Raw genomic sequence first — 20253 nt, 5'->3', positions numbered from 1 at the left:
CGCATCGCGAGCAAGCTCACTCCTACAGAAAACGCTCCATCCAGAGGCGGTGTTTTACAGACTCCGCCCTTCCCGATCGCGGAACCCCAGCAGATACAGCACCCCGTCCAGACCCAGCGTCGAAATCGCCTGCTTGGCAGACTGTTTAACCAGCGGCTTGGCACGGAACGCAACGCCTAGACCGGCAATGGCCAGCATCGGCAAATCGTTCGCGCCGTCGCCAACGGCGATGGTCTGCTCCAGACTCAAGCCTTCCTTGATCGCCAGCTCGCGCAACAGGTCAGCCTTGCGCTGCGCATCGACAATCGGCTCGACGGCCACGCCGGTGCATTGGCCGTCCACCACTTCCAGCTCGTTGGCGAAGATGTAGTCGATACCCAGTTTCGCCTGCAACTGACGGGCGAAGTAGGTGAAGCCGCCTGACAGAATCGCGGTCTTGTAGCCTAGGCGCTTGAGTTCGGCGAACAGGTTTTCAGCGCCTTCGGTCAAACGCAGCGAGGCGCCGATTTCATCCAGCACTTTGATATCGAGGCCTTTGAGCAACGCGAGACGCTCTTTGAAGCTGGCGCGGAAATCCAGCTCGCCCCGCATCGCACGCTCGGTGATTTCCGACACGCGCTCACCCACGCCGTGGGCCTTGGCCAGTTCGTCGATGACTTCAGCCTCGATCAGCGTCGAGTCCATGTCGAACACGGCCAGACGACGATTGCGGCGGAACAGGGAATCCTGCTGGAACGCGATATCAACGTTCAGCTCTTGCGCCACGTGCAGGAACTCGGCGCGCATCTCCTGCGCATCAGCGGGTTCGCCGCGCACGGAAAACTCGATGCAGCCCTTGCCCTTGTCACTTGGCATGTCCAGCGGCATGCGCCCGGACAGACGGTCGATGCGATCAATGTTCAAGCCGTATTTGGCGGTGATCGCACTCACGGTTTGCAATTGCTCGGCCGTGACCTTGCGGGTCAGCAACGTCACGATGTGCCGGTCTTTGCCCTGATCGTCGACCCAGTGCTGGTAGTCGTCTTCGCTGACGTGGGTGAACAGCACCTGTAAGCCCAGTTCATCGACCTTCGACTGCACCCCATCCAACACCTTCGAGCCGTTCTCGGTGTCCGGAATCTGGACCAGAATGCCAAACGAAAGCGTGTCGTGGATCACCGCCTGACCAATATCCAGAACATCGGCGCCGCCGCGAGCCAGTACGCCAGTAATGGCCGCCGTCAGACCCGGACTGTCTTCGCCAGTGATGTTTATCAGGACAATTTCGCGCAAGGCGCACCCCCGCAGGTGGAAAAAAACGGCATTCTACTCACTTTCAGTGACCACCGGGCACAGTGAGCGCTTTGCCGTCTCTGGGTCGCTCGCTATACTGCGCCCCAACTTCTCCAAGAGAGCCGTGCTCAGTGAACCGGCCCACGCCAGTAAAAACCGATAATTTCTTCTTGCTGATCTTCCGGGCTCTGCGTCATCGACGCGTTCCGATTGCTTTGCGCATCGCCAGCCACAACGTGATCCTCGTCGCGCTGGCGCTGGTGATCTATGCCTGCGTGATGGGTTTGCAGTTCAAGCAAGCCATGCACGAACAGGCAGATGCGCTGGGCCAGGCCCTGACCACGCAAACTGCGACCTCCGCCACTGAGCTGCTGGTGTCCAACGACATCCTCAGCCTCAACGTGTTGCTGGGCAATCTGGTGAAGAACCCGCTGGTGGCCCACGCGGCGATCTACAGCGTTGATAACCGCATCCTTGCCGAAGCCGGTCAGCGTCCGAAAAACGGGCTGTTGGGCGAAGCCGAGGGCCTCTACGAAATCAAAGTGACGTTCCAGGACGTGGTTGCGGGCACCTTGCGCATCAGCCTGGACATGTCCCAGTTCCAGCAGCCTTTGCTGATCAGCCTGCAAAGCATGGGGATCCTGGCCGGTATTCTGTTGGCACTGGCGCTCGCCTTGAGCCTGCGTCTGGGGCGGCATATCTCCACGCCGATGCTGCAACTGCGCATGTGGCTGCGTTACATCGATCCATACACCCCGGCGACTGATCGTCAGGACGAAATCGGTGATCTGGCCCGTCAGCTCAAGGCGTCTTATGCACCGCCGGAGCCTGAGCCGCAACCCATTCCCGAGCCCCAGCCTGTGGCGGAAGCGGACGACGACAACTCGCCTGAGTTCGACGCCAGCGACCTGAGCGACCCTGAGTTCGACGAAGCGCCGAAGCCCCGCGCCACGGCGATCCCGGCGCGACGCATCATGGCCGAGGAAGATGAGGAGGACGAAGAAGACCCGTTCGCCGATCTGCGTGACAACACGCCCGTGGTTCAAAAACCTGCGCCACGCCCTGTTCTGCCAGTGGCTCCGTCGCAGCCGCAATACAGCGCGGTGCTGGCCGTTCAGCTGGGTTCGCAGGAGCAATTGCGCCGTTTGCCTCGCGCTCGTTTGACCGAACTGTTGGAGCGTTATCGCGACTGCATCGATCAGGCAGCATCGCTCTATGACAGCGAGTTGCACACACTGAACGACGGCAGCTCACTGATGGTGTTCAGCACCCAGGACAGCGGTGACGATTACCTGACCAACGCCATCTGCTGCGGCGAATTGCTACGCGCCCTGAGCCACGCCTTGCAGATCGAAGTCGCGGACAGCGGCATCACGCTGCAATTGCAACTGGGTCTGACGCTGGGCGAAGGCTTGCACGGCATGAATCAGATCGACCTGCTGCTGACCGAAACCGCGCAAGACGCGTTGGCTCTGTCGCAACACAGCCGTAACTTGCTGCTGGTCGAGCGCAAGATCAGCGAAGACCACACCATCCGCCAACGCGCCCGCATTCGCCCCATCGCCAGCCCTGAAGGCGCCAGCTGTGTCGAGCGCCTGATGGAACCGTATCCGTCGATGCTGGAGCGCCAGTTGGCCCGCATGCATGAGGCGCGCAAGGCCTGACCGCTTCCCTTCGCGCTCCTGAAGACGCGTGCCTGATCGTTCCCGCGCTCCGCGTGGGAACGCAGCCTTGGGCGCTTCGCGTCCATTGTTCAGGCTGACGCGGACCGTCGGGGAGATGCATTCCCACACGGAGCGTGAGGAACGATCAGGAAGCCTGTGTTCATCCCGTCACCAACCATTACCCACAAAAAAGCCCGCATCGCTGCGGGCTCTTTTGTTTGTAACTGACTCAGAACCGGTAGATTTCCAGGTCTGTGCGAATTGGCGATGCCATCGGGATCTTTGGTTTGTCCTGATCGACGCGGGTCTTGGCGGGTTGAGCGGCTTTCTTGGGCTCTTCCGCGACCAACGGCTGACTGGCCACCGGTTTGACTGCCACGCTCAGCTGATCGGCCAGACGCTGTAACAGCACGCCTTGAGCCTTGACCTGCGCCGCAGAGGTACCCGCGTGAGGCTCTTCCAGGTGAACCAGCTTGCTGTCGCGCACGGTCCCGCGACGGTCCAGTAAACGCCACTGAGCGTCGAGCACGGCGGGTTGATTCACACCAGAATCCAGACGGGTGATCGACAGTACGACCTGCACATCCGGGGTGAAATTCGCGGCCGCAGGTGCCATGACCACCCGCTGGCTGTCCAGCTTCCACGCCAACTGGCGCAGCAGCAATTGATCGATATCAGAGGACAGACTGCCCGCCCAGCGCCCGTCAGCCGAGGCCGTCAGGCTGCCGTCGGGTTGGCGTTGCAGTAATGTCTCGCGTTGCAGATAGTCAGCAACGGAAACCGGACCCAGCAAAACAGCGACTCCGGCACTTTGTTTCGGTTGCCCAGGTTCGCCACTGTCCAGCTGATAGAGCGATTGGGGCTGATGAACGCTGCACCCGGCCAAACCTAGAACGCCGGTCAACAACAGAACAAAAGGAACGCGTAGAAAATTCATCATTCCGTCCAAGTGGCCCCGCACGGCGGCCACACTGTCAAATACTCAAGAAAACATGAAGGCACACAGCCACGCCCGCACCTCAAGACGACATATCATCCGTGAATATGCGCGATGACTCCAGCGATTCTGCGTCGATCTTCGTGACGAAACGAAGATCGGCAGCTGAAATCACCGGTTTAAGTAGCGCTTTCCACCAACAAAGCGTCTACGCGCTGGAAGCCACGCGGTAGCTTATTGCCACGACGGCCACGTTCACCTTTGTAATGTTCAAGGTCATCCGGCTTCAGCGAAAGCGTACGCTTGCCCGCTTGCAGCACCAAAGTGGCGCCTTCAGGAATGACAGCCAAGTCGGTCACATACTCTTCACGGCTGGCGACGCGCTCACCCGGAATACCGATGATCTTGTTGCCCTTGCCTTTGCCCAGCTGCGGCAGATCGCTGATTTTGAACACCAGCAGGCGACCTTCGGTCGTGACCGCCGCCAGCCAGTTCTGCTCACGATCTGGCACGGGCCGCGGCAGGATAACCTTCGCGCCCGACGGCAAGCTCAACAGCGCCTTGCCTGCCTTGTTCTTGGCTTGCAGATCCTCGCCCTTGACCACGAAACCGTAACCGGCGTCCGATGCGATCACGTATAGCGCGTCGTCGTCCGGCAGCAGCACGCACTCGAAGGTGGCGGCAGGCGGCGGTGTCAGACGGCCCGTCAACGGATCGCCCTGCCCTCGCGCAGACGGCAAGGTATGCGCCGCCAGCGAGTAGCTGCGGCCGGTGGAGTCGATGAACACGGCGAACTGGTTCGAGCGCCCCGCCGCTGCCGCTTTGAAGCCGTCGCCCGCTTTATAGGAAAGCCCGGTCGCATCGATGTCGTGGCCCTTGGCGCAGCGCACCCAGCCTTTTTCCGACAGCACGACGGTCACCGGTTCGGTCGGCATCAGTTCGTTTTCGGACAACGCCTTGGCTTCGGCGCGCTCGACGATTGGCGAGCGACGGTCATCGCCATAGGTTTGTGCGTCGGCAATCAGTTCGCTGCGGACCAGCTTGCGCAGCTTGGTTTCACTGCCCAGCAGGGCCTGAAGCTTGGCTTGTTCCTTAAGCAATTCGTCTTGTTCGCCACGCAGCTTCATCTCTTCCAGACGCGCCAACTGACGCAACCGGGTGTCGAGGATGTAGTCGGCCTGGATTTCAGACAGGTCGAAACGCGCGATCAGCTCGGCTTTCGGGTGCTCGGCGGTGCGGATGATGTGGATCACTTCATCCAGGTTCAGGTACGCAGTGAGCAAACCTTCCAACAGGTGCAGACGCTTCTCGACCTTGTCCAGACGGAACTGCAAGCGGCGGCGCACGGTGGTGAGACGGAATTGCAGCCATTCGGACAGCAGCGTCTTGAGGTTTTTCAGCTGCGGCTTACCGTCGAGGCCGATGATATTGATGTTCACCCGGTAGCTGGATTCCAGCTCGGTGGTGGCGAACAGGTGTTGCATCAGCTCTTCGGGATCGACGCGGTTGGAGCGCGGAATGATCACGATGCGGCAAGGGTGCTCGTGGTCCGACTCATCGCGCAGGTCAGCGACCATCGGCAGTTTCTTGGCCTGCATCTGCGCGGCGATCTGTTCCAGCACCTTGGCGCCGGAGACCTGGTGAGGCAGCGCGGTGACCACGATGTCGCCATCTTCGACGCGGTACACCGCACGCATGCGCACCGAGCCACGGCCGGTTTCGTAGATTTTCAGCAGGTCGGCGCGCGGGGTGATGATTTCCGCTTCGGTCGGGTAATCCGGACCCTGTATGTGCTCACACAGCTGTTCGATGGTGGCCTTGGGCTCATCCAGCAGACGGACACAGGCCGACGCAACTTCACGCAGGTTGTGCGGCGGCACGTCGGTGGCCATGCCCACGGCGATACCGGTAGTGCCGTTGAGCAGGATGTTCGGTAAACGGGCTGGCAACACCGCCGGCTCGTCCAGCGTGCCGTCGAAGTTCGGCACCCAGTCCGCCGTGCCTTGGCCCAGTTCGGTGAGCAACACTTCGGAATAGCGGGACAAACGCGCTTCGGTGTAACGCATGGCGGCGAACGACTTGGGATCGTCCGGCGCACCCCAGTTCCCCTGGCCGTCCACCAGCGTGTAGCGATAGCTGAAAGACTGGGCCATCAACACCATGGCTTCGTAGCAGGCCGAATCGCCGTGGGGATGGAATTTACCCAGCACATCACCGACGGTACGCGCCGATTTCTTGTGCTTGGCGTCGGCATCCAGACCCAGCTCGCTCATGGCGTAGACAATGCGCCGCTGCACAGGCTTCAGGCCGTCGCCGATATGCGGCAAAGCGCGGTCCATGATCACGTACATGGAGTAGTTGAGATAGGCCTGTTCGGTGAAGTCAGCCAGCGACCGGCGTTCTACGCCGTCCAGGCTGAGGTCAAGGGAGTCGCTCATGCGGGCCTCATCATTTTGTCGTCTGACGCAGCAGCAAGGTGCCGCCGCGCTGTGTGAATTCGAGTTGTTGGATGGCGCTCATACCCAGCAGCACCTGATCACCGTCCAGACCGGGCACCACGAGGGCGCGCACATCGTTCAGGACGATATCGCCGATTTGCAGCCGCTTCAGCGTGGTCCGGAAGGCGTCAGTCCGGCCATTGGCCGTGCTGACTTCCACCCTGGCGCCGCGCTCAAGTCGCAGTGTCTGCGCGACACCTTCGGGAATCGCGACATGGGTCGCGCCCGTGTCGAGCATGAATTCGACGGGGTGTGCATTGATCTGCCCCGTCATGACGAAATGCCCCTGACGATTGCTCGCCAGTCGCACTTCGACATAGCCATCACCGTGTTCCGAGGTGACCGCCGTATTCGGATTTTCCTGATGCTGCTCCCACTGACCAAAAAACCGTGTCGCCAGAAACAGCCCTGCCGCCCAGACAATGATCAGCATCAGGCGCCCGGCGCGTTTGCCGGGAGGCCCTTGCGTCAAGGCTTGCTGCTCCAGCCACCCTCCGGCGCATCGAAACGCCAGACAATGGGCCGTTTTTCGCCATCGGCCCGGGCACCGAAATTGTTGTCGATGCCTACCCAGGCGCCGGTGTCATCGATGATCAGCGCTTCGGTGAGGCCGTATTTCTGATCGTAGAGCCTGTTTGGCAGCAAGGCCTCTCTGGCAAACGACCAGCAGGTCTCTAGTTTCCCGGTCTCCAGCGTCCGACGACAGATGCGATAAGCCGCGCGCTCCAGGGTGTAGAGTTTGCCTTTGTACAGTGAGATATCGGAAAAGTCCTTGGCGACGGATTTGCCCCCCAGCTGTGGCGGCAAGGTGTCATTGCCGGACTCCATACGCAGGATGCAACTGGTGCCGCATGCCCAACCGTCCTTGCCAAGCTTCGCGGTCAGCAGCCCACGCTTTTCGCGCTCGGCGGCGAGCCAGATCTGGTCGCCTGCCGGGCTGATGGCGATGCCTTCAAAAATAGCGTTGAAATGCTGAAGCATGCCCGCCGCCTGGGCTTCCACGACCAGCTTCTTCGGCAGGGGCAACCAGCTTGCCGCGCCCTCGACGGGCACTTTCAGCACCGTCGCGAATCCTTCGCTGACCAGATAACGATTGCCCGCCGCATCACAGGTCACGCCTTCGAAATCCAGGTCGCCGCCCCGTAGCAGCGACGCGGCCTTGGCCATGTTGCGCAGCGTGCCCGACAAACCGCTGTCCGGAATCGGCGGAATCTCAAGCTTCAGCGCCTTGGCTTTCCAGACCGTCGCTGACGTGTCGAGGCTGTACAGAATCTCGTCGTCGCGGTCGGATACCGTCCACAGAACGCCATTGCACGAGGCCAGCCCGGACAGGTTGCCGCCGATCATGTCGTCGACTGCGTGCTCGGATTCCAGCGTGAGCTCGGGCAGCGGCTTCTGCGCCGCCGGTTGCGCAGCGAATATCGGCATGGCGGTCAGCATCAGCGCTGCCAGCCACCCTCGGATCAAACCAGCACCTCGGCCAGATTGCCCTTGGATTCCAGCCAGGTCTTGCGATCACCTGCGCGCTTCTTGGCCAGCAGCATGTCCATCATCTCGGACGTCGCTTCGAAATCGTCCAGCGTCAGTTGCACCAGACGACGAGTGTTCGGGTCCATGGTGGTTTCGCGCAGTTGCGGTGGGTTCATTTCACCCAGGCCTTTGAATCGCGTGACTTGCGGCTTGCCGCGTTTCTTTTCGGCCACCAGCCGGTCAAGGATGCCGTCGCGCTCGGCTTCGTCGAGCGCGTAGTAAATCTCCTTGCCCAGATCGATGCGGTACAGCGGCGGCATGGCGACGTACACATGGCCAGCGTCCACCAGCGGACGGAAATGCTGGACGAACAGCGCGCAGAGCAGCGTGGCAATGTGCAGGCCGTCGGAGTCGGCGTCGGCAAGGATGCAGATCTTGCCGTAGCGCAGTTGACTCATGTCCGCCGCGCCCGGATCGACGCCGATAGCGACCGCGATGTTGTGCACTTCCTGGCTGGCAAGGACTTCGCCGCCATCGACTTCCCACGTGTTCAGGATCTTGCCGCGCAACGGCAGGATGGCCTGGAATTCCTTGTCTCGCGCCTGTTTGGCGGAGCCGCCTGCAGAGTCACCCTCGACCAGAAACAGCTCGGCGCGCATGGGGTCCTGACCCGCGCAATCCGCCAATTTGCCCGGCAATGCCGGACCTTGGGTGATGCGCTTGCGCTCGACCTTTTTGCTCGCTTTCAGGCGACGGCCGGCGTTGTTGATGGCCAGCTCGGCCAGTTGCATGCCCATTTCCGGGTGCGCATTGAGCCAGAGGCTGAACGCGTCCTTGACCACACCGGACACAAAGGCCGCCGCTTCACGGGACGACAGCCGCTCCTTGGTCTGGCCGGAGAATTGCGGCTCCTGCATCTTCATCGACAGAACGAACGCGATGCGCTCCCAGACGTCTTCCGGGGCCAGCTTCACGCCACGCGGCAGCAGGTTGCGGAACTCGCAGAACTCGCGCATCGCGTCGAGCAGGCCCTGACGCAAACCGTTGACGTGGGTGCCGCCCTGCGCGGTGGGGATCAGGTTGACGTAGCTTTCCTGAACACTGTCGCCCCCTTCCGGCAGCCACAGCAGCGCCCAGTCCACGGCTTCCTTGTTACCGGCGAAGGCGCCGCAGAATGGCTCTTCCGGCAAGCGCAGGAAATCGTTGACCGAGTCCTGCAAGTAGGAGCGCAGGCCGTCTTCGTAATGCCACTCGACTTTTTCGCCAGTGCTTTTGTCTTCAAAGCTGACCAGCAGCCCTGGGCACAATACGGCCTTGGCCTTGAGCACGTGCTTGAGGCGGCTGACCGAGAATTTGGGGCTGTCGAAATACTTCGGGTCCGGCGCGAAATACACGCTGGTGCCAGTGTTACGCTTGCCGACGGTGCCGACCACGGCCAGCTCGGTGGCCTTGAAGCCGTCGGCGAAGGTCATTTCATATTCGTTGCCGTCGCGCTTGACCCGCACCCGCACTTGGGTGGAGAGCGCGTTGACCACGGAAATCCCCACGCCGTGCAAACCGCCGGAGAACTGGTAGTTCTTGTTGGAGAATTTGCCGCCCGCGTGGAGCTTGGTGAGGATTAGCTCGACGCCCGAGACGCCCTCTTCCGGGTGAATGTCCACCGGCATGCCGCGACCGTCGTCGGCCACTTCCAGGGAGTTGTCGGCGTGGAGAATCACTTGCACCGATTTGGCGTGGCCTGCCAGGGCTTCGTCGACGCTGTTGTCGATGACTTCCTGGGCGAGGTGGTTCGGCCGAGAAGTGTCGGTGTACATGCCCGGCCGCTTGCGGACCGGGTCGAGGCCCGAGAGGACTTCGATGGCGTCTGCGTTATAAGAGCTAGCGCTGGGATTGGCCATGGGGTCTCGTCATCAAGTCGTTCATGAAATGTCGGAATGACACTGTTCTACAGGTTTGTTTCAGTCAGCGCTTCGATTCTGGCGCTTCATTCAGAGCGTCGACAGATCGATCGCCTGCAACAGCTCGGGGGCAAATCCGGCAATGCTCAACAGGGTCGGCATTTTTTCTGCGAACCCCTGAAAGCTGTGATCGCCGCCGGCCTCGATGCGCAAGGCACAGGCCCGATAAAACGCCTGCGCCCGTTTGTAATCCAGCGTCTCGTCACCGGTTTGCAGCCACACCTGAATGCGCTGCGGATCCTGTGGCGCGGGCACTTCAAGCTCTGCCAGCGCATCCACGTGATCGTGCGTCAGCTCCCAGCTTTCGCCGGTGTAGAGGTTCGTTTGGGTGCCCAGAAAACCGTCGAACAGCTGGTGCGGATTCACTGCTGGATTGATCAACACAGCCTTGAGGCCATGTCGCTCAGCCAAGTGAGTCGCATAGTAGCCGCCGAGGGAGCTGCCGACCAGTAATGGCCGCCCGCCCAGTTCGTCGATGGCCGCTTCAAGCTGGGCGATGGCCTGGCGCGGATGATGATGCAGCTCCGGCACGCGCAGTTGCTCACTCAGACCGAGACGGTTCATCAGCCCGGACAGCTGCGTGGCCTTCTTCGACATCGCCGAGCTGTTCAGGCCATGTATATAAAGCAGTGTCGAGTGATCGTGATTCACGCCGTGGCCTCCAGAAGCTGCGAGTCGGGGTGAAAGCCGACGTTCTGGCTCTCACAGGGCAAAGCCACGCAGTTTACAGGGACAACAGCGTGAAGACTCGTTCGATGATGATTTACCGCGAATTCAGGACGTTTCCTTCAATAGCCAGCGCCACTGAGGTCCACCTCAAACAGATTCGGATCGATGCGCGACACCCCCGTTTCGATCTGCCCATCGTCGAGCAGGCGCAGCCAGCGGTAACCGGGGGCCAGCGAATCAAGGGCGAAATCCATGCTGTTCGGTGCGAATTGAATGCAAGTGGAAGGTGAAGCCATTAGACGGACGCCTTGGCGAAGCTGATCGAACTCTTGATGCACATGGCCCCAGAGCACTGCGCGCGTCTGTGGAAAACGCTCCAGCACGGCAAACAGCGCATCGGGATTGCGCAGGCCGATTGGCGCCATCCATGCCGCGCCAATGGGTACTGGGTGGTGATGCAAGCAGATCAGATGATGACGCTCCGGCGCTTCGCTCAGGGCCTGCGCGAGCAATTGCAGCTGCTTGTCCTCCAGATAGCCGGGAACGGAGCCTGAAACCGCCGAGTCCAGCATCGTGATGCGCCAGTTACCGACATCGACGACCGGGTCCAGGAGTTCGCTGCCCTGAGCTCCTATCGCCATCTCGCGAAGTTCGTCGTGATTGCCGGGAATCCAGCGCTTCGGCGCATCCAGTCGGTCGCTTTCAGTCCGAAACGCCTGATAAGACTCGACCGAGCCATCCTGCGACAAGTCGCCGGTGGCGAGCACCAGATCGATGTCGGGTTGCTCGGCGAGCACCAGATCGACCACAGCCTTGAGGCTGTCGCGGGTTTGCATGCCCAGCAGTTGGCCGCCCGCTTCAGCGAACAGGTGACTGTCGGACAGTTGAACCACCAACACGGAGGACGGGTTTGAAGGTGCGCTCGGCAATGGCCATCTCCTTGAGCAGGTATGGCCGGATTATGGTGTCTGATTGTTACGACGGCAAACCCGGAACAGCGTGGCAGTTCTCATTTGCGCAACAGACTACGGGAAACCAGCGCCTCCCCTGCAGGCTCGCCGTACGCCCGGACTTAGCGAACCGCCTCAAACTCATGACCGCACGCCAGACAATGACTCAGCCATTCACCCAAGAACAGATTCAACTGGGCCTTTTCGTCCGGCTGGTGCATGTCAGCGTTGGGGTACGGATAGATCCCCCGGAAACGGCGCGCATGTTCGGCGCCGATGACTTCGGCCATGCGGGCGTCGTGGTAGACCTGCACCTCTAGGACGGGCACGGGCAGCCAAGGCAAGCTGTGCTCCTGGCGCACGAGCAAGGTCGAGGTGTACGGGCAGTTCTGCACCACTTCAACCGCCAGCACGCCCAGCATTTGATCGCCTTGAGTAACAGCCACCCGGCGAGAGCGTTGTTCATTGCGCATGTCAGGTAACAGACGCATCAAGCGCGCGTAGTTCGCCTCACAGGCTGCTTGCAGCCCGGCGAGGTCGACACGGTAGCGCTCGCGCAGAAGATTCACGACCACAGCCCCCTGATTTCGGCGCGATTCAGCGCCAGCCACTGTATTGCGATGATAGTTGCCGCATTGACGATGCGTCCGTCTTTTACGGCTTGCATCGCGTCATCGAACGACCAGACCGACACACGGATGTCTTCGGCCTCTTCCTCCAGCCCATGCACCCCACCTGCCCCCGCGCTTTCGCATTTGCCCAAGTAGAGGTGAACGAATTCATTGCTGCCACCGGGCGACGGAAAGTATTTGGTGATCGGCCACAACGCGCTGAAGACAAGCCCAGCTTCCTCTTCTCCTTCGCGGTGAGCAACCTCCTCGGGCTGCTCTTTTTTATCGATCAGCCCGGCGACCATTTCGATCAGCCAAGGGTTGGGATGCTTGCCGACGACGCCGACCCGGAACTGCTCAAGCAGAACCACTTCGTCGCGCTTGGCATCGTAGGGCAGCACGCACACCGCATCATGACGCACGAACAGCTCGCGCTTGATTTCCGGCCCCATGCCGCCGTCGAACAGCTCATGGCGCAGGTGCAGACGGTCCAGTTGGTAGAAGCCCTTAAAGCAGGTTTCGCGGTGGACGATCTCGTGCTTCGTGGGTGTCGATTTAGCGGTATCGGTCATAGATTTCTCACTGCAAAGCACTTGTGACTTCGCGCCATCCTAACGTGCTGCCACGCGGGATGCAGCCCCCGGACTTGGCAAATCCGGCACTCAGGGTAGACGAAGGCAGGGGAATGGCACTCTAATCCGCCCAATGGCGAACTGATTGCGCCACAGACAGTCGAAGCCTGTTGCCGTTACCCCTCTGTGATGGCCCTTTATGGCCCTTATATGCCAACGCCAAGGATCACCATGTCGTTTCTGAAAATCGTTTCAATGGCCTGCCTGGCCCTGATACTGGGTGCCTGCCAGAGCTTTTTCGAACCCAACATGCGAAAGCCGCTGACCGTTCAGCGCGACGCGTCCGAGCTGATCAAGCCGGGCTGCACCACGGATGACTGCCCGTTGGTGAACATCGACACCGTGCACTTTCCGGATGAACCGAAGCTGGACGGCATCGTGCAGCGCACCCTGCTGCAATTGACCCGCAGCGACACCGACGGCCCTGTGCCGCCGACGCTCAAGGCCTATCAGGAGCAGTTCCTCGCCCGCGCCCCGGCGCGCAACGCCAGCTATTTGCAGGCGAAGGTACGCGAGCAGCATGACGGTCTTGTGGTGGTTGAGCTGTCGAGCTACCTCGACGCTGGCGGCGCCCATGGCGACCCGGGCCGCGCGTTCATCAACTATTCCCGTCAACAGCAACGCGTGCTGACGCTGGCCGACATGCTGGTGCCAGGCCAGGAAGCGGCCTTCTGGGCTAAAGCGGAGCTGGCACACCAGGCCTGGCAAATCAGCGTCAAGCTGGACAAGGACACCGAGTTCCAGAAGATGTGGCCATTCAAGCGCACTTCCAACGTCGCCCTGACGTACGGTGCCGTGATCCTGAAATACCCGGTCACCACCATCGCTCCGTACGCCATGGGCCACATCGAGCTGAAGATTCCGTATCCGCAGCTCAACGGCATCCTCAAACCGGAACTGTTCCCCGGTCGGAGTTGATCGCCTTGCTCAGCGCCAGTTGCAGCACGCCAGCCACGATGAGGGCTGGCAGTGTTGCACCGACGTTGGGGTAAAGGTTCGCCAATACGTGGTAAGTCGCGATGCCGCCGACCCACGCCAGCAGCGTCATCCAGCGCAAACCCACCGTCGCGGTGCCATGGCTGCGGCGGCGCAGGATGAAGTGATCCACCAGCACTACGCCAAACAGCGGCGCGAACACAGAGCCGATCAGCAGCAGGAAGTTCTGGTACTGCGCCAAGGGTGCGAAGCAGGCGATCAGCGTGCAGATGACGCCGATAGCCAGCGCCAGATGCTCAACCTTGGCTTTCAACAGAATCCCGCTTGAAACTGCGGCCGAGTGAATGTCGGCGAAGGCGTTTTCGGACTCGTCGAGCAAGATCAGCAGCAGCGGAATGCCCATCCCTGCCCCGGCCAGTGCCAACAGCAGCGCATTCGCTTCACCGCTCGGCGCGAACGCGAGGGTGTAGGCGACGCCCAGGGTCATCAGCCAGAAGTTGCCGATAAAGAAGCCCAACACCGTGCCGCCGAACACGCCGGTGCCGCGTTTGCCGAAGCGTGAATAGTCGGCGATCAGAGGCAGCCACGACAGCGGCATGGCGATGGCGATGTCGAAACCCACGGCAAACGGCAGCGAGCCATCGCCCGCTCGCGACCAGAGTGCGGCGAGATCAGCCTTGGCGAACAGGTTCCAGGTCAGCCAGACGCACGCCGCCAGCAACAGCCAGATGCCCCACTTGCGCAGGATCTGCCGCACAAAGGTGAGCGGGCCACTGACCGCCAGCAGGGTTGCCAAGCCGCCGAACAGCAGCGTCCAGAGCAGCGGGCTTGTCCACAGGCTGCCTTCATTGAATGCCCCCGCAGCGAGCAGACTAGCGGCGTCGCGCATGACGATGATCTCGAAAGAACCCCAACCCACCAGCTGCAACAGGTTGAGAATCGCTGGCACGCCCGCGCCTTTGGTGCCAAGGCTGAGCTTGAGCGCGGCCATCGAAGATAGCCCGGTGTCGCTGCCAATCACGCCCACGGCGGCCAGCAGCAGAACGCCGACCAGGGTGCCGAGGAAGATCGCCAGCATCGAGCCGGACATGCCCAAACCCGGTGCCAGCAACGCGCCGGTTTGCAAGACCATCAGGCCGATGCCGAGGGAGAACCACAGGGAAAACAGATCACGCCCGCCGAAGACCCGCTTGCTGGCGGGGACGGGGATGTCGGGTGAATAGGTGCTGGGTGTGTTCACATTAAGATCCCTGGAAAAGCAGTGATGAGCTTCAAGCTTCAAGCTACAAGCTGCAAGTAAGAGCAAAAGCGGATCTGCGGCGGCTTGTAGATTGCCGTTCGCGGCCAGATCAAAAGAAGCAGTGGAAAGCCTCAAGCGGCAAGCTACACGTTTGAAGCCAAAGCAGATCTGCTTTGGCGTCTAGCTTGCAGCTCGCCGCTCGCCGCTCGTGGCTAGACTTTCTTGTAAAGCTGGCTGCCTTCCTGCTTGAACCGCTCGGCCTGCTCGCGCATGCCTTCGGCCACCGACAGGTCCACCGCTTCGATTTTCTGGTTGGCCGCGTACTCGCGGACTTCCTGGGTGATTTTCATCGAGCAGAATTTCGGCCCGCACATGGAGCAGAAATGCGCGACTTTGGCCGAGTCTTTCGGCAGGGTTTCGTCGTGGTACGAACGCGCGGTGTCCGGGTCCAGACCGAGGTTGAACTGGTCTTCCCAACGGAATTCGAAGCGCGCCTTGCTCAAGGCGTTGTCGCGAATCTGCGCGCCCGGATGGCCTTTCGCGAGGTCGGCTGCGTGGGCGGCGATCTTGTAGGTAATGATCCCGGTCTTCACGTCGTCTTTGTTCGGCAGGCCCAGGTGTTCTTTCGGCGTGACGTAGCAGAGCATCGCGCAACCGAACCAGCCGATCATCGCCGCGCCAATGCCCGAAGTGATGTGATCGTAGCCCGGCGCAATGTCCGTGGTCAGCGGGCCGAGGGTGTAGAACGGCGCCTCGTTGCAGCACTCCAGCTGCTTGTCCATGTTCTCTTTGATCAGTTGCATTGGCACATGGCCGGGGCCTTCGATCATGCACTGCACGTCGTGTTTCCACGCGATCTTGGTCAGCTCGCCAAGGGTTTCCAGCTCGCCGAACTGCGCTTCGTCGTTGGCGTCGGCAATCGAGCCCGGACGCAGGCCATCGCCCAGCGAGAAGCTGACGTCGTAGGCCTTCATGATTTCGCAGATTTCGTCGAAGTGGGTGTAGAGGAAGTTTTCCTTGTGATGCGCCAGACACCACTTGGCCATGATCGAACCGCCCCGTGACACGATGCCGGTGACGCGCTTGGCCGTCAGCGGCACGTAGCGCAACAGCACGCCTGCGTGGATGGTGAAGTAATCGACGCCCTGCTCTGCCTGCTCGATCAGCGTGTCGCGGAACAGCTCCCAGGTCAGGTCTTCAGCGACGCCGTTCACTTTCTCCAGCGCCTGATAAATCGGCACAGTGCCAATCGGCACCGGCGAGTTGCGGATGATCCACTCGCGGGTTTCGTGAATGTGTTTGCCGGTGGACAGGTCCATGACGGTGTCCGAACCCCACCGAATGCCCCACGTCAGCTTCGCCACTTCTTCTTCGATGGACGAACCCAGCGCGCTGTTGCCGATGTTGCCGTTGATCTTCACCAGAAAGTTACGGCCGATGATCATCGGTTCCAGTTCGACGTGGTTGATGTTGGCCGGAATGATGGCACGGCCACGGGCGATTTCTTCGCGCACGAATTCGGCGGTGATCTCTTTCGGGATGCTCGCGCCGAAGCTGTGGCCCGCGTGTTGCTGCTTCAACAGGCCAGCGGCGCGGGCCTCTTGCAGCTTCATGTTTTCGCGGATGGCGACGTATTCCATCTCGGCGGTGATGATGCCCTGACGCGCGTAATGCATCTGGCTGACGTTGGCCCCGGCTTTTGCGCGGCGCGGGTTGCGCACGTGGGCGAAGCGCAGCTTGGTCAGCTCGGCATCGGCCAGTCGTTGTTGCCCGAAGTGGGAGCTCAGGCCGTCGAGGCGTTCGGTGTCACCGCGATCGTTGATCCAGGCCGAACGCACGTCGCCCAGGCCTTTGCGTACGTCAATGACGACGTTGGGATCGGTGTACGGGCCCGAGGTGTCGTACACGCAGACCGGCGCGTTGATCTCGCCGCCGAAGTCTGTAGGTGTCACATCGAGACTGATTTCACGCATCGGCACGCGGATGTCCGGGCGGGAGCCTTGAACGTAGATTTTTTGCGAGCGGGTGAACGGCTGCACCGACCCCGAATCGACTTGGGCGGATTCACTCAGATTGGCGTTTTTTAGTGTTGTACTCATCACGGGCTCTCCAGACATCATCCAGCGGCGGATTGATTTGTCGGAGCGTGAGCCTGATTCGAACGGACGGATGCACCCTGGGATGACACGGATGCTGAGAATCGAAACACGAGGACTGTTCAAAAATTGAACAAAGACGACCCCGAACGACGCTCAAGAGGACTCGCCGGGAGACGAGAAATCTTGTTCCCTACGCAGGCGCTAACCTGATCAGGTTCAACGGGATCCGGATTATCCGATCTCAGCCTCATAGCAAGGCACCCCGACAAGAACGGCGCCAGTCTAGACGCGTGACGGGGCAAACGCCAAGCGAGGAATTCAAACGCTTGTTAAATGGCCGATATGGCGGATTGTTGTAGGGATCGCGCGGAACTACACTCGCTACGCGACGCCAAAAGCCGTCTGCACTGAATCAGCGACAACAACTACTAGGGAATGTCTATGCTGCGCAACTTTTCACTGGCCATTGCCGTGTCGTGTGCGTCGAATGCAATGGCCGGGGCAGCGGACTTGCCTCTGCCGACCAAGACCGGACTGGTCAGCGTCTACCAGGAAGCCGTCAACAATAACGCCGACCTGGCTGCGGCCCGCGCCAGCTATGACGCGCAGAAAGAAATCGTGCCCCAGGCCCGCGCGGGTCTGCTGCCGAACATTTCCGGCGGTGCCGACGTGAACAACACGCGCACCAAGATCGACGAGCCGTCTGCCGTGATCAATCGCAGCGGCACGGTTTATCGCGCGACCCTGAGCCAGCCGATTTTCCGCGCTGACCGTTGGTTCCAGCTCAAGGCCGCCAAGGACGTCAACGAACAGGCGATCCTGCAACTCTCGGCCACCGAGCAGAACCTGATCCTGCAGAGCGCCGAAGATTACTTCACGGTACTGCGCGCTCAGGACAATCTGGCCTCGACCAAGGCGGAAGAAGCGGCATTCAAGCGCCAGCTGGATCAGGCCAATGAGCGCTTTGACGTCGGCCTTTCGGACAAGACCGACGTGCTGCAAGCCCAGGCCAGCTATGACACCGCTCGCGCTGCACGCATTGTCGCCAAGCGTCAGGTGGACGATGCGTTTCAGGCCTTGGTGACCCTGACCAACCGCGAATACAACGCCATCGAAGGCATCGTGCACACGCTGCCGGTACTCGCGCCGACGCCGAACGATGCCAAGTCGTGGGTCGATACCGCCTCGCAACAGAACCTCAACCTGCTGGCCAGCAACTACGCTGTCAGCGCCGCCGAAGAAACCCTGCGCCAACGCAAGGCCGGTCATGCACCGACCGTCGATGCCGTCGCCCAATACGAAAAAGGCGACAACGACCCGCTCGGTTTCACCAACCCGAACTACACCGGTCAGAGTTTTCACGGCAGCGTCGAACAACGCACCATCGGCCTGCAAGTGAACATCCCGATCTACAGCGGCGGCCTGACCAGCTCGCAAGTGCGCGAAGCCTACGCCCGCCTCGGCCAGACCGAGCAGCAACGTGAAGGCCTGCGCCGTCAGGTGGTGGAAAACACCCGCAACCTGCACCGCGCCGTGAACACCGACGTCGAGCAGGTCCAGGCACGCAAGCAGTCGATCATCTCCAACCAGAGCGCGCTGGAAGCCACGGAAATCGGGTATCAGGTGGGCACACGTAACATCGTTGACGTGCTGGACGCGCAACGCCAGCTGTACGCCTCGGTGCGCGATTACAACAACACCCGCTACGACTACATCCTCGACAACCTGCGCTTGAAACAGGCGGCGGGCACGTTGAGCCCGGGGGATTTGCAAGATCTGTCGCGCTTCCTCAAACCGGACTACAACCCGGACAAAGACTTCCTGCCACCGGACTTGGCGAAAGAGGCGGCGAAGAATTTTGAAAGGCCGTCGGAGCGGTAAGTTGCCCACCCTTTCGGGCGGGTAACACACATTCTTGTAGGAGCCGGCTTGCTGGCGAACCCGGTGTGTCATTCAGCACAAATGTGTCTGCTCCACCGCATTCGCCAGCAAGCCGGCTCCTACAGATCATGCCCAGGTCTGAAGAATCAGGTTGGAATCAGATCAACCGCCCGATCCCATCCAATAACTTCTGCAGCGCCCCCTGATTAGCCTTCATCACCGCCAATCCCGCATCGGCCATCGATTTTGCCTGCTCAGGCTGCTCGATCAACCGCTGCACCACCGCTGCCAATCCCGCTGCATCGCTCACCTCTTCCAACGCCCCGGCATTACGCAACAGGGCGGCTATTTCGAGGAAGTTGAACAGGTGGGGGCCGCTCAGGACAGGTTTATCCAGTGCTGCAGGTTCCAGCAGGTTATGCCCGCCGTTGGGCACGAGGCTGCCGCCGACGAAGGCGATGTCAGCCAAGGCATACAGAAACAGCAGCTCGCCCATGGTGTCGCCCACCAACACCGATGTCGTATTCGTCACAGGCTCGGACGTCGAACGCCGAACGCTGGAAAAGCCCTGCTGCTGGCTCATTTCGAACACGCTGTTGAAGCGTTCGGGGTGACGGGGCACCAATATCAGCAGCGCGTCGGGCCGGGTTTTCAGCAATTGGCGATGGGCTGACAACACCACCTCGTCCTCACCGGCGTGTGTACTGGCCGCGATCCATACCGGGCGGTTCGTGGTCTGCCAATCCGCCCGCTGCTGCGCCGCCCGCCCCAGCAATTGCGGGTCGATGGTCAGGTCGAATTTGATCGAGCCGGTGACAGTCACGCATTCCGGGCGAGCGCCGAGGTCACGAAAGCGCTGGGCTTCCGTTTCTGTCTGCACAGCGATCAGGCTCATTTCGGCAAGCATTGGACGGGTCAGTTTGGCGAATTTTCCGTAGCCTCGCGCCGAACGCTCTGACAACCGAGCGTTCGCCAATACCGTCGGAATACCCCGTTTCGCACACTGGTGAATGTGGTTGGGCCACAGCTCGGTTTCCATGATCACACCGATCTTTGGCTGGACATGGTCGAGAAACCGCCCCGCTGCCCACGGAAAATCGTACGGCAGGTAGCAATGCTGAACCCGAGGCTCGTTGGCGAACATCGACTGGATGCGCTCGGAGCCGGTCGGCGTCATGCAAGTGATGGTGATCGGCAATTCGGGATAGCGCGTCAGCAAGGCGCGAATCATCGGCGCGGCGGCAATGCTTTCGCCCACTGAGACTGCGTGGACCCAGATGCCACCCTTCTGCATCGGCGGCAATCCATGGGCAAAACGCTCGCCCACACGTTGCGCATACGCCGGGGCTTTGCGCGCCCGAAGCCACAAGCGCAACGCGATCAAAGGCAGGCCGAGGTGAAACAGGAATGTGTAGAGAGTTCTATTCATGGGCGCG

General features: G+C 60.9%; 15 protein-coding genes, 2 pseudogenes and 1 riboswitch. Of the genes and pseudogenes, 4 read left to right on the top strand and 13 right to left on the bottom strand.

The features are described from left to right. Nucleotides 1–54: 54 nt before the first annotated feature. Complete coding sequence (serB, locus tag ACWKWE_RS19545) at nucleotides 55–1272, bottom strand: phosphoserine phosphatase SerB (protein WP_483851428.1); 1218 nt, start codon at nucleotides 1270–1272, stop codon at nucleotides 55–57. Between the two features lie 131 nt (nucleotides 1273–1403). On the opposite strand from serB, the pseudogene ACWKWE_RS19540 reads away from it, so the two are divergent. Both ACWKWE_RS19540 and ACWKWE_RS19535 read left to right on the top strand, forming a co-directional pair. Continuing rightward, nucleotides 1404–2133 (top strand): annotated as a pseudogene (locus ACWKWE_RS19540) (histidine kinase); the annotation flags it as partial. Between the two features lie 74 nt (nucleotides 2134–2207). Further along, nucleotides 2208–2936, top strand: a pseudogene (locus tag ACWKWE_RS19535) (histidine kinase); the annotation flags it as partial. A gap of 229 nt (nucleotides 2937–3165) precedes the next feature. Here the strand turns inward: ACWKWE_RS19535 and ACWKWE_RS19530 are convergent. The 9 genes from ACWKWE_RS19530 to ACWKWE_RS19490 form a co-directional block, all read right to left on the bottom strand. Then, nucleotides 3166–3873 (bottom strand): PqiC family protein, encoded by a 708-nt coding sequence (locus ACWKWE_RS19530; RefSeq protein ID WP_166596030.1) that lies wholly within the window; start codon nucleotides 3871–3873, stop codon nucleotides 3166–3168. 179 nt (nucleotides 3874–4052) lie between these two features. Then, entirely contained in the window at nucleotides 4053–6311 is a 2259-nt protein-coding gene (gene parC / locus ACWKWE_RS19525; protein WP_166596031.1) for a DNA topoisomerase IV subunit A, read from the bottom strand. 10 nt (nucleotides 6312–6321) lie between these two features. After that, the gene (locus ACWKWE_RS19520) at nucleotides 6322–6843 is read right to left on the bottom strand and encodes a retropepsin-like aspartic protease family protein (RefSeq protein ID WP_166596032.1); all 522 of its coding nucleotides are present in this window, start codon (nucleotides 6841–6843) and stop codon (nucleotides 6322–6324) included. Continuing rightward, nucleotides 6840–7838 carry an esterase-like activity of phytase family protein gene (locus ACWKWE_RS19515; RefSeq protein WP_371928549.1) on the bottom strand — a complete coding sequence of 333 codons (999 nt, stop codon included), beginning with the start codon at nucleotides 7836–7838 and terminating at the stop codon, nucleotides 6840–6842. Before ACWKWE_RS19515 ends, ACWKWE_RS19520 begins: the two co-directional genes overlap by 4 nt. Continuing rightward, a complete protein-coding gene (gene parE, locus ACWKWE_RS19510) occupies nucleotides 7835–9739 on the bottom strand; it encodes a DNA topoisomerase IV subunit B (RefSeq protein ID WP_166596033.1) in 1905 nt (634 codons plus the stop codon). The genes ACWKWE_RS19515 and parE overlap by 4 nt, the downstream gene beginning before the upstream one ends. Before the next feature lie 90 nt (nucleotides 9740–9829). After that, nucleotides 9830–10396, bottom strand: a complete 567-nt coding sequence (locus ACWKWE_RS19505) for a YqiA/YcfP family alpha/beta fold hydrolase (protein WP_218576238.1) — start codon at nucleotides 10394–10396, stop codon at nucleotides 9830–9832. Between the two features lie 191 nt (nucleotides 10397–10587). Next, on the bottom strand, nucleotides 10588–11397 hold the full coding sequence (gene cpdA / locus ACWKWE_RS19500; RefSeq protein ID WP_483851427.1) for a 3',5'-cyclic-AMP phosphodiesterase: 810 nt from the start codon (nucleotides 11395–11397) through the stop codon (nucleotides 10588–10590). A gap of 143 nt (nucleotides 11398–11540) precedes the next feature. Next, entirely contained in the window at nucleotides 11541–11993 is a 453-nt protein-coding gene (locus ACWKWE_RS19495) for a DUF1249 domain-containing protein (RefSeq protein WP_081563841.1), read from the bottom strand. After that, nucleotides 11984–12601: an NUDIX domain-containing protein gene (locus ACWKWE_RS19490; protein WP_166596036.1), complete on the bottom strand. Its 618-nt coding sequence runs from the start codon at nucleotides 12599–12601 to the stop codon at nucleotides 11984–11986. The genes ACWKWE_RS19495 and ACWKWE_RS19490 overlap by 10 nt, the downstream gene beginning before the upstream one ends. Nucleotides 12602–12832: 231 nt before the next feature. Between ACWKWE_RS19490 and ACWKWE_RS19485 the strand changes: the two genes are divergently transcribed. Then, nucleotides 12833–13579 carry an RsiV family protein gene (locus tag ACWKWE_RS19485; RefSeq protein ID WP_166596037.1) on the top strand — a complete coding sequence of 249 codons (747 nt, stop codon included), beginning with the start codon at nucleotides 12833–12835 and terminating at the stop codon, nucleotides 13577–13579. Here ACWKWE_RS19485 and cytX read toward each other — a convergent pair. Both cytX and thiC read right to left on the bottom strand, forming a co-directional pair. After that, the gene (cytX, locus tag ACWKWE_RS19480; RefSeq protein ID WP_166596038.1) at nucleotides 13548–14837 is read right to left on the bottom strand and encodes a putative hydroxymethylpyrimidine transporter CytX; all 1290 of its coding nucleotides are present in this window, start codon (nucleotides 14835–14837) and stop codon (nucleotides 13548–13550) included. The two genes, ACWKWE_RS19485 and cytX, sit on opposite strands and share 32 nt — an antisense overlap. A gap of 212 nt (nucleotides 14838–15049) precedes the next feature. Next, entirely contained in the window at nucleotides 15050–16936 is a 1887-nt protein-coding gene (gene thiC, locus ACWKWE_RS19475) for a phosphomethylpyrimidine synthase ThiC (RefSeq protein ID WP_483851426.1), read from the bottom strand. 170 nt (nucleotides 16937–17106) lie between these two features. Then, nucleotides 17107–17211: riboswitch (TPP riboswitch) on the bottom strand. Between the two features lie 166 nt (nucleotides 17212–17377). On the opposite strand from thiC, the gene ACWKWE_RS19470 reads away from it, so the two are divergent. Beyond that, on the top strand, nucleotides 17378–18817 hold the full coding sequence (locus tag ACWKWE_RS19470; RefSeq protein WP_166596040.1) for a TolC family outer membrane protein: 1440 nt from the start codon (nucleotides 17378–17380) through the stop codon (nucleotides 18815–18817). Nucleotides 18818–18974: 157 nt separating this feature from the next. Here the strand turns inward: ACWKWE_RS19470 and waaA are convergent, their stop codons facing one another. Next, nucleotides 18975–20246: a lipid IV(A) 3-deoxy-D-manno-octulosonic acid transferase gene (waaA, locus tag ACWKWE_RS19465; protein WP_483851425.1), complete on the bottom strand. Its 1272-nt coding sequence runs from the start codon at nucleotides 20244–20246 to the stop codon at nucleotides 18975–18977. Nucleotides 20247–20253: the final 7 nt, after the last annotated feature.

This window comes from Pseudomonas salicis (assembly GCF_057128705.1).
Note: the sequence above shows the minus strand (reverse complement) of the source record. Positions and strands in the feature narration are given on the sequence as shown.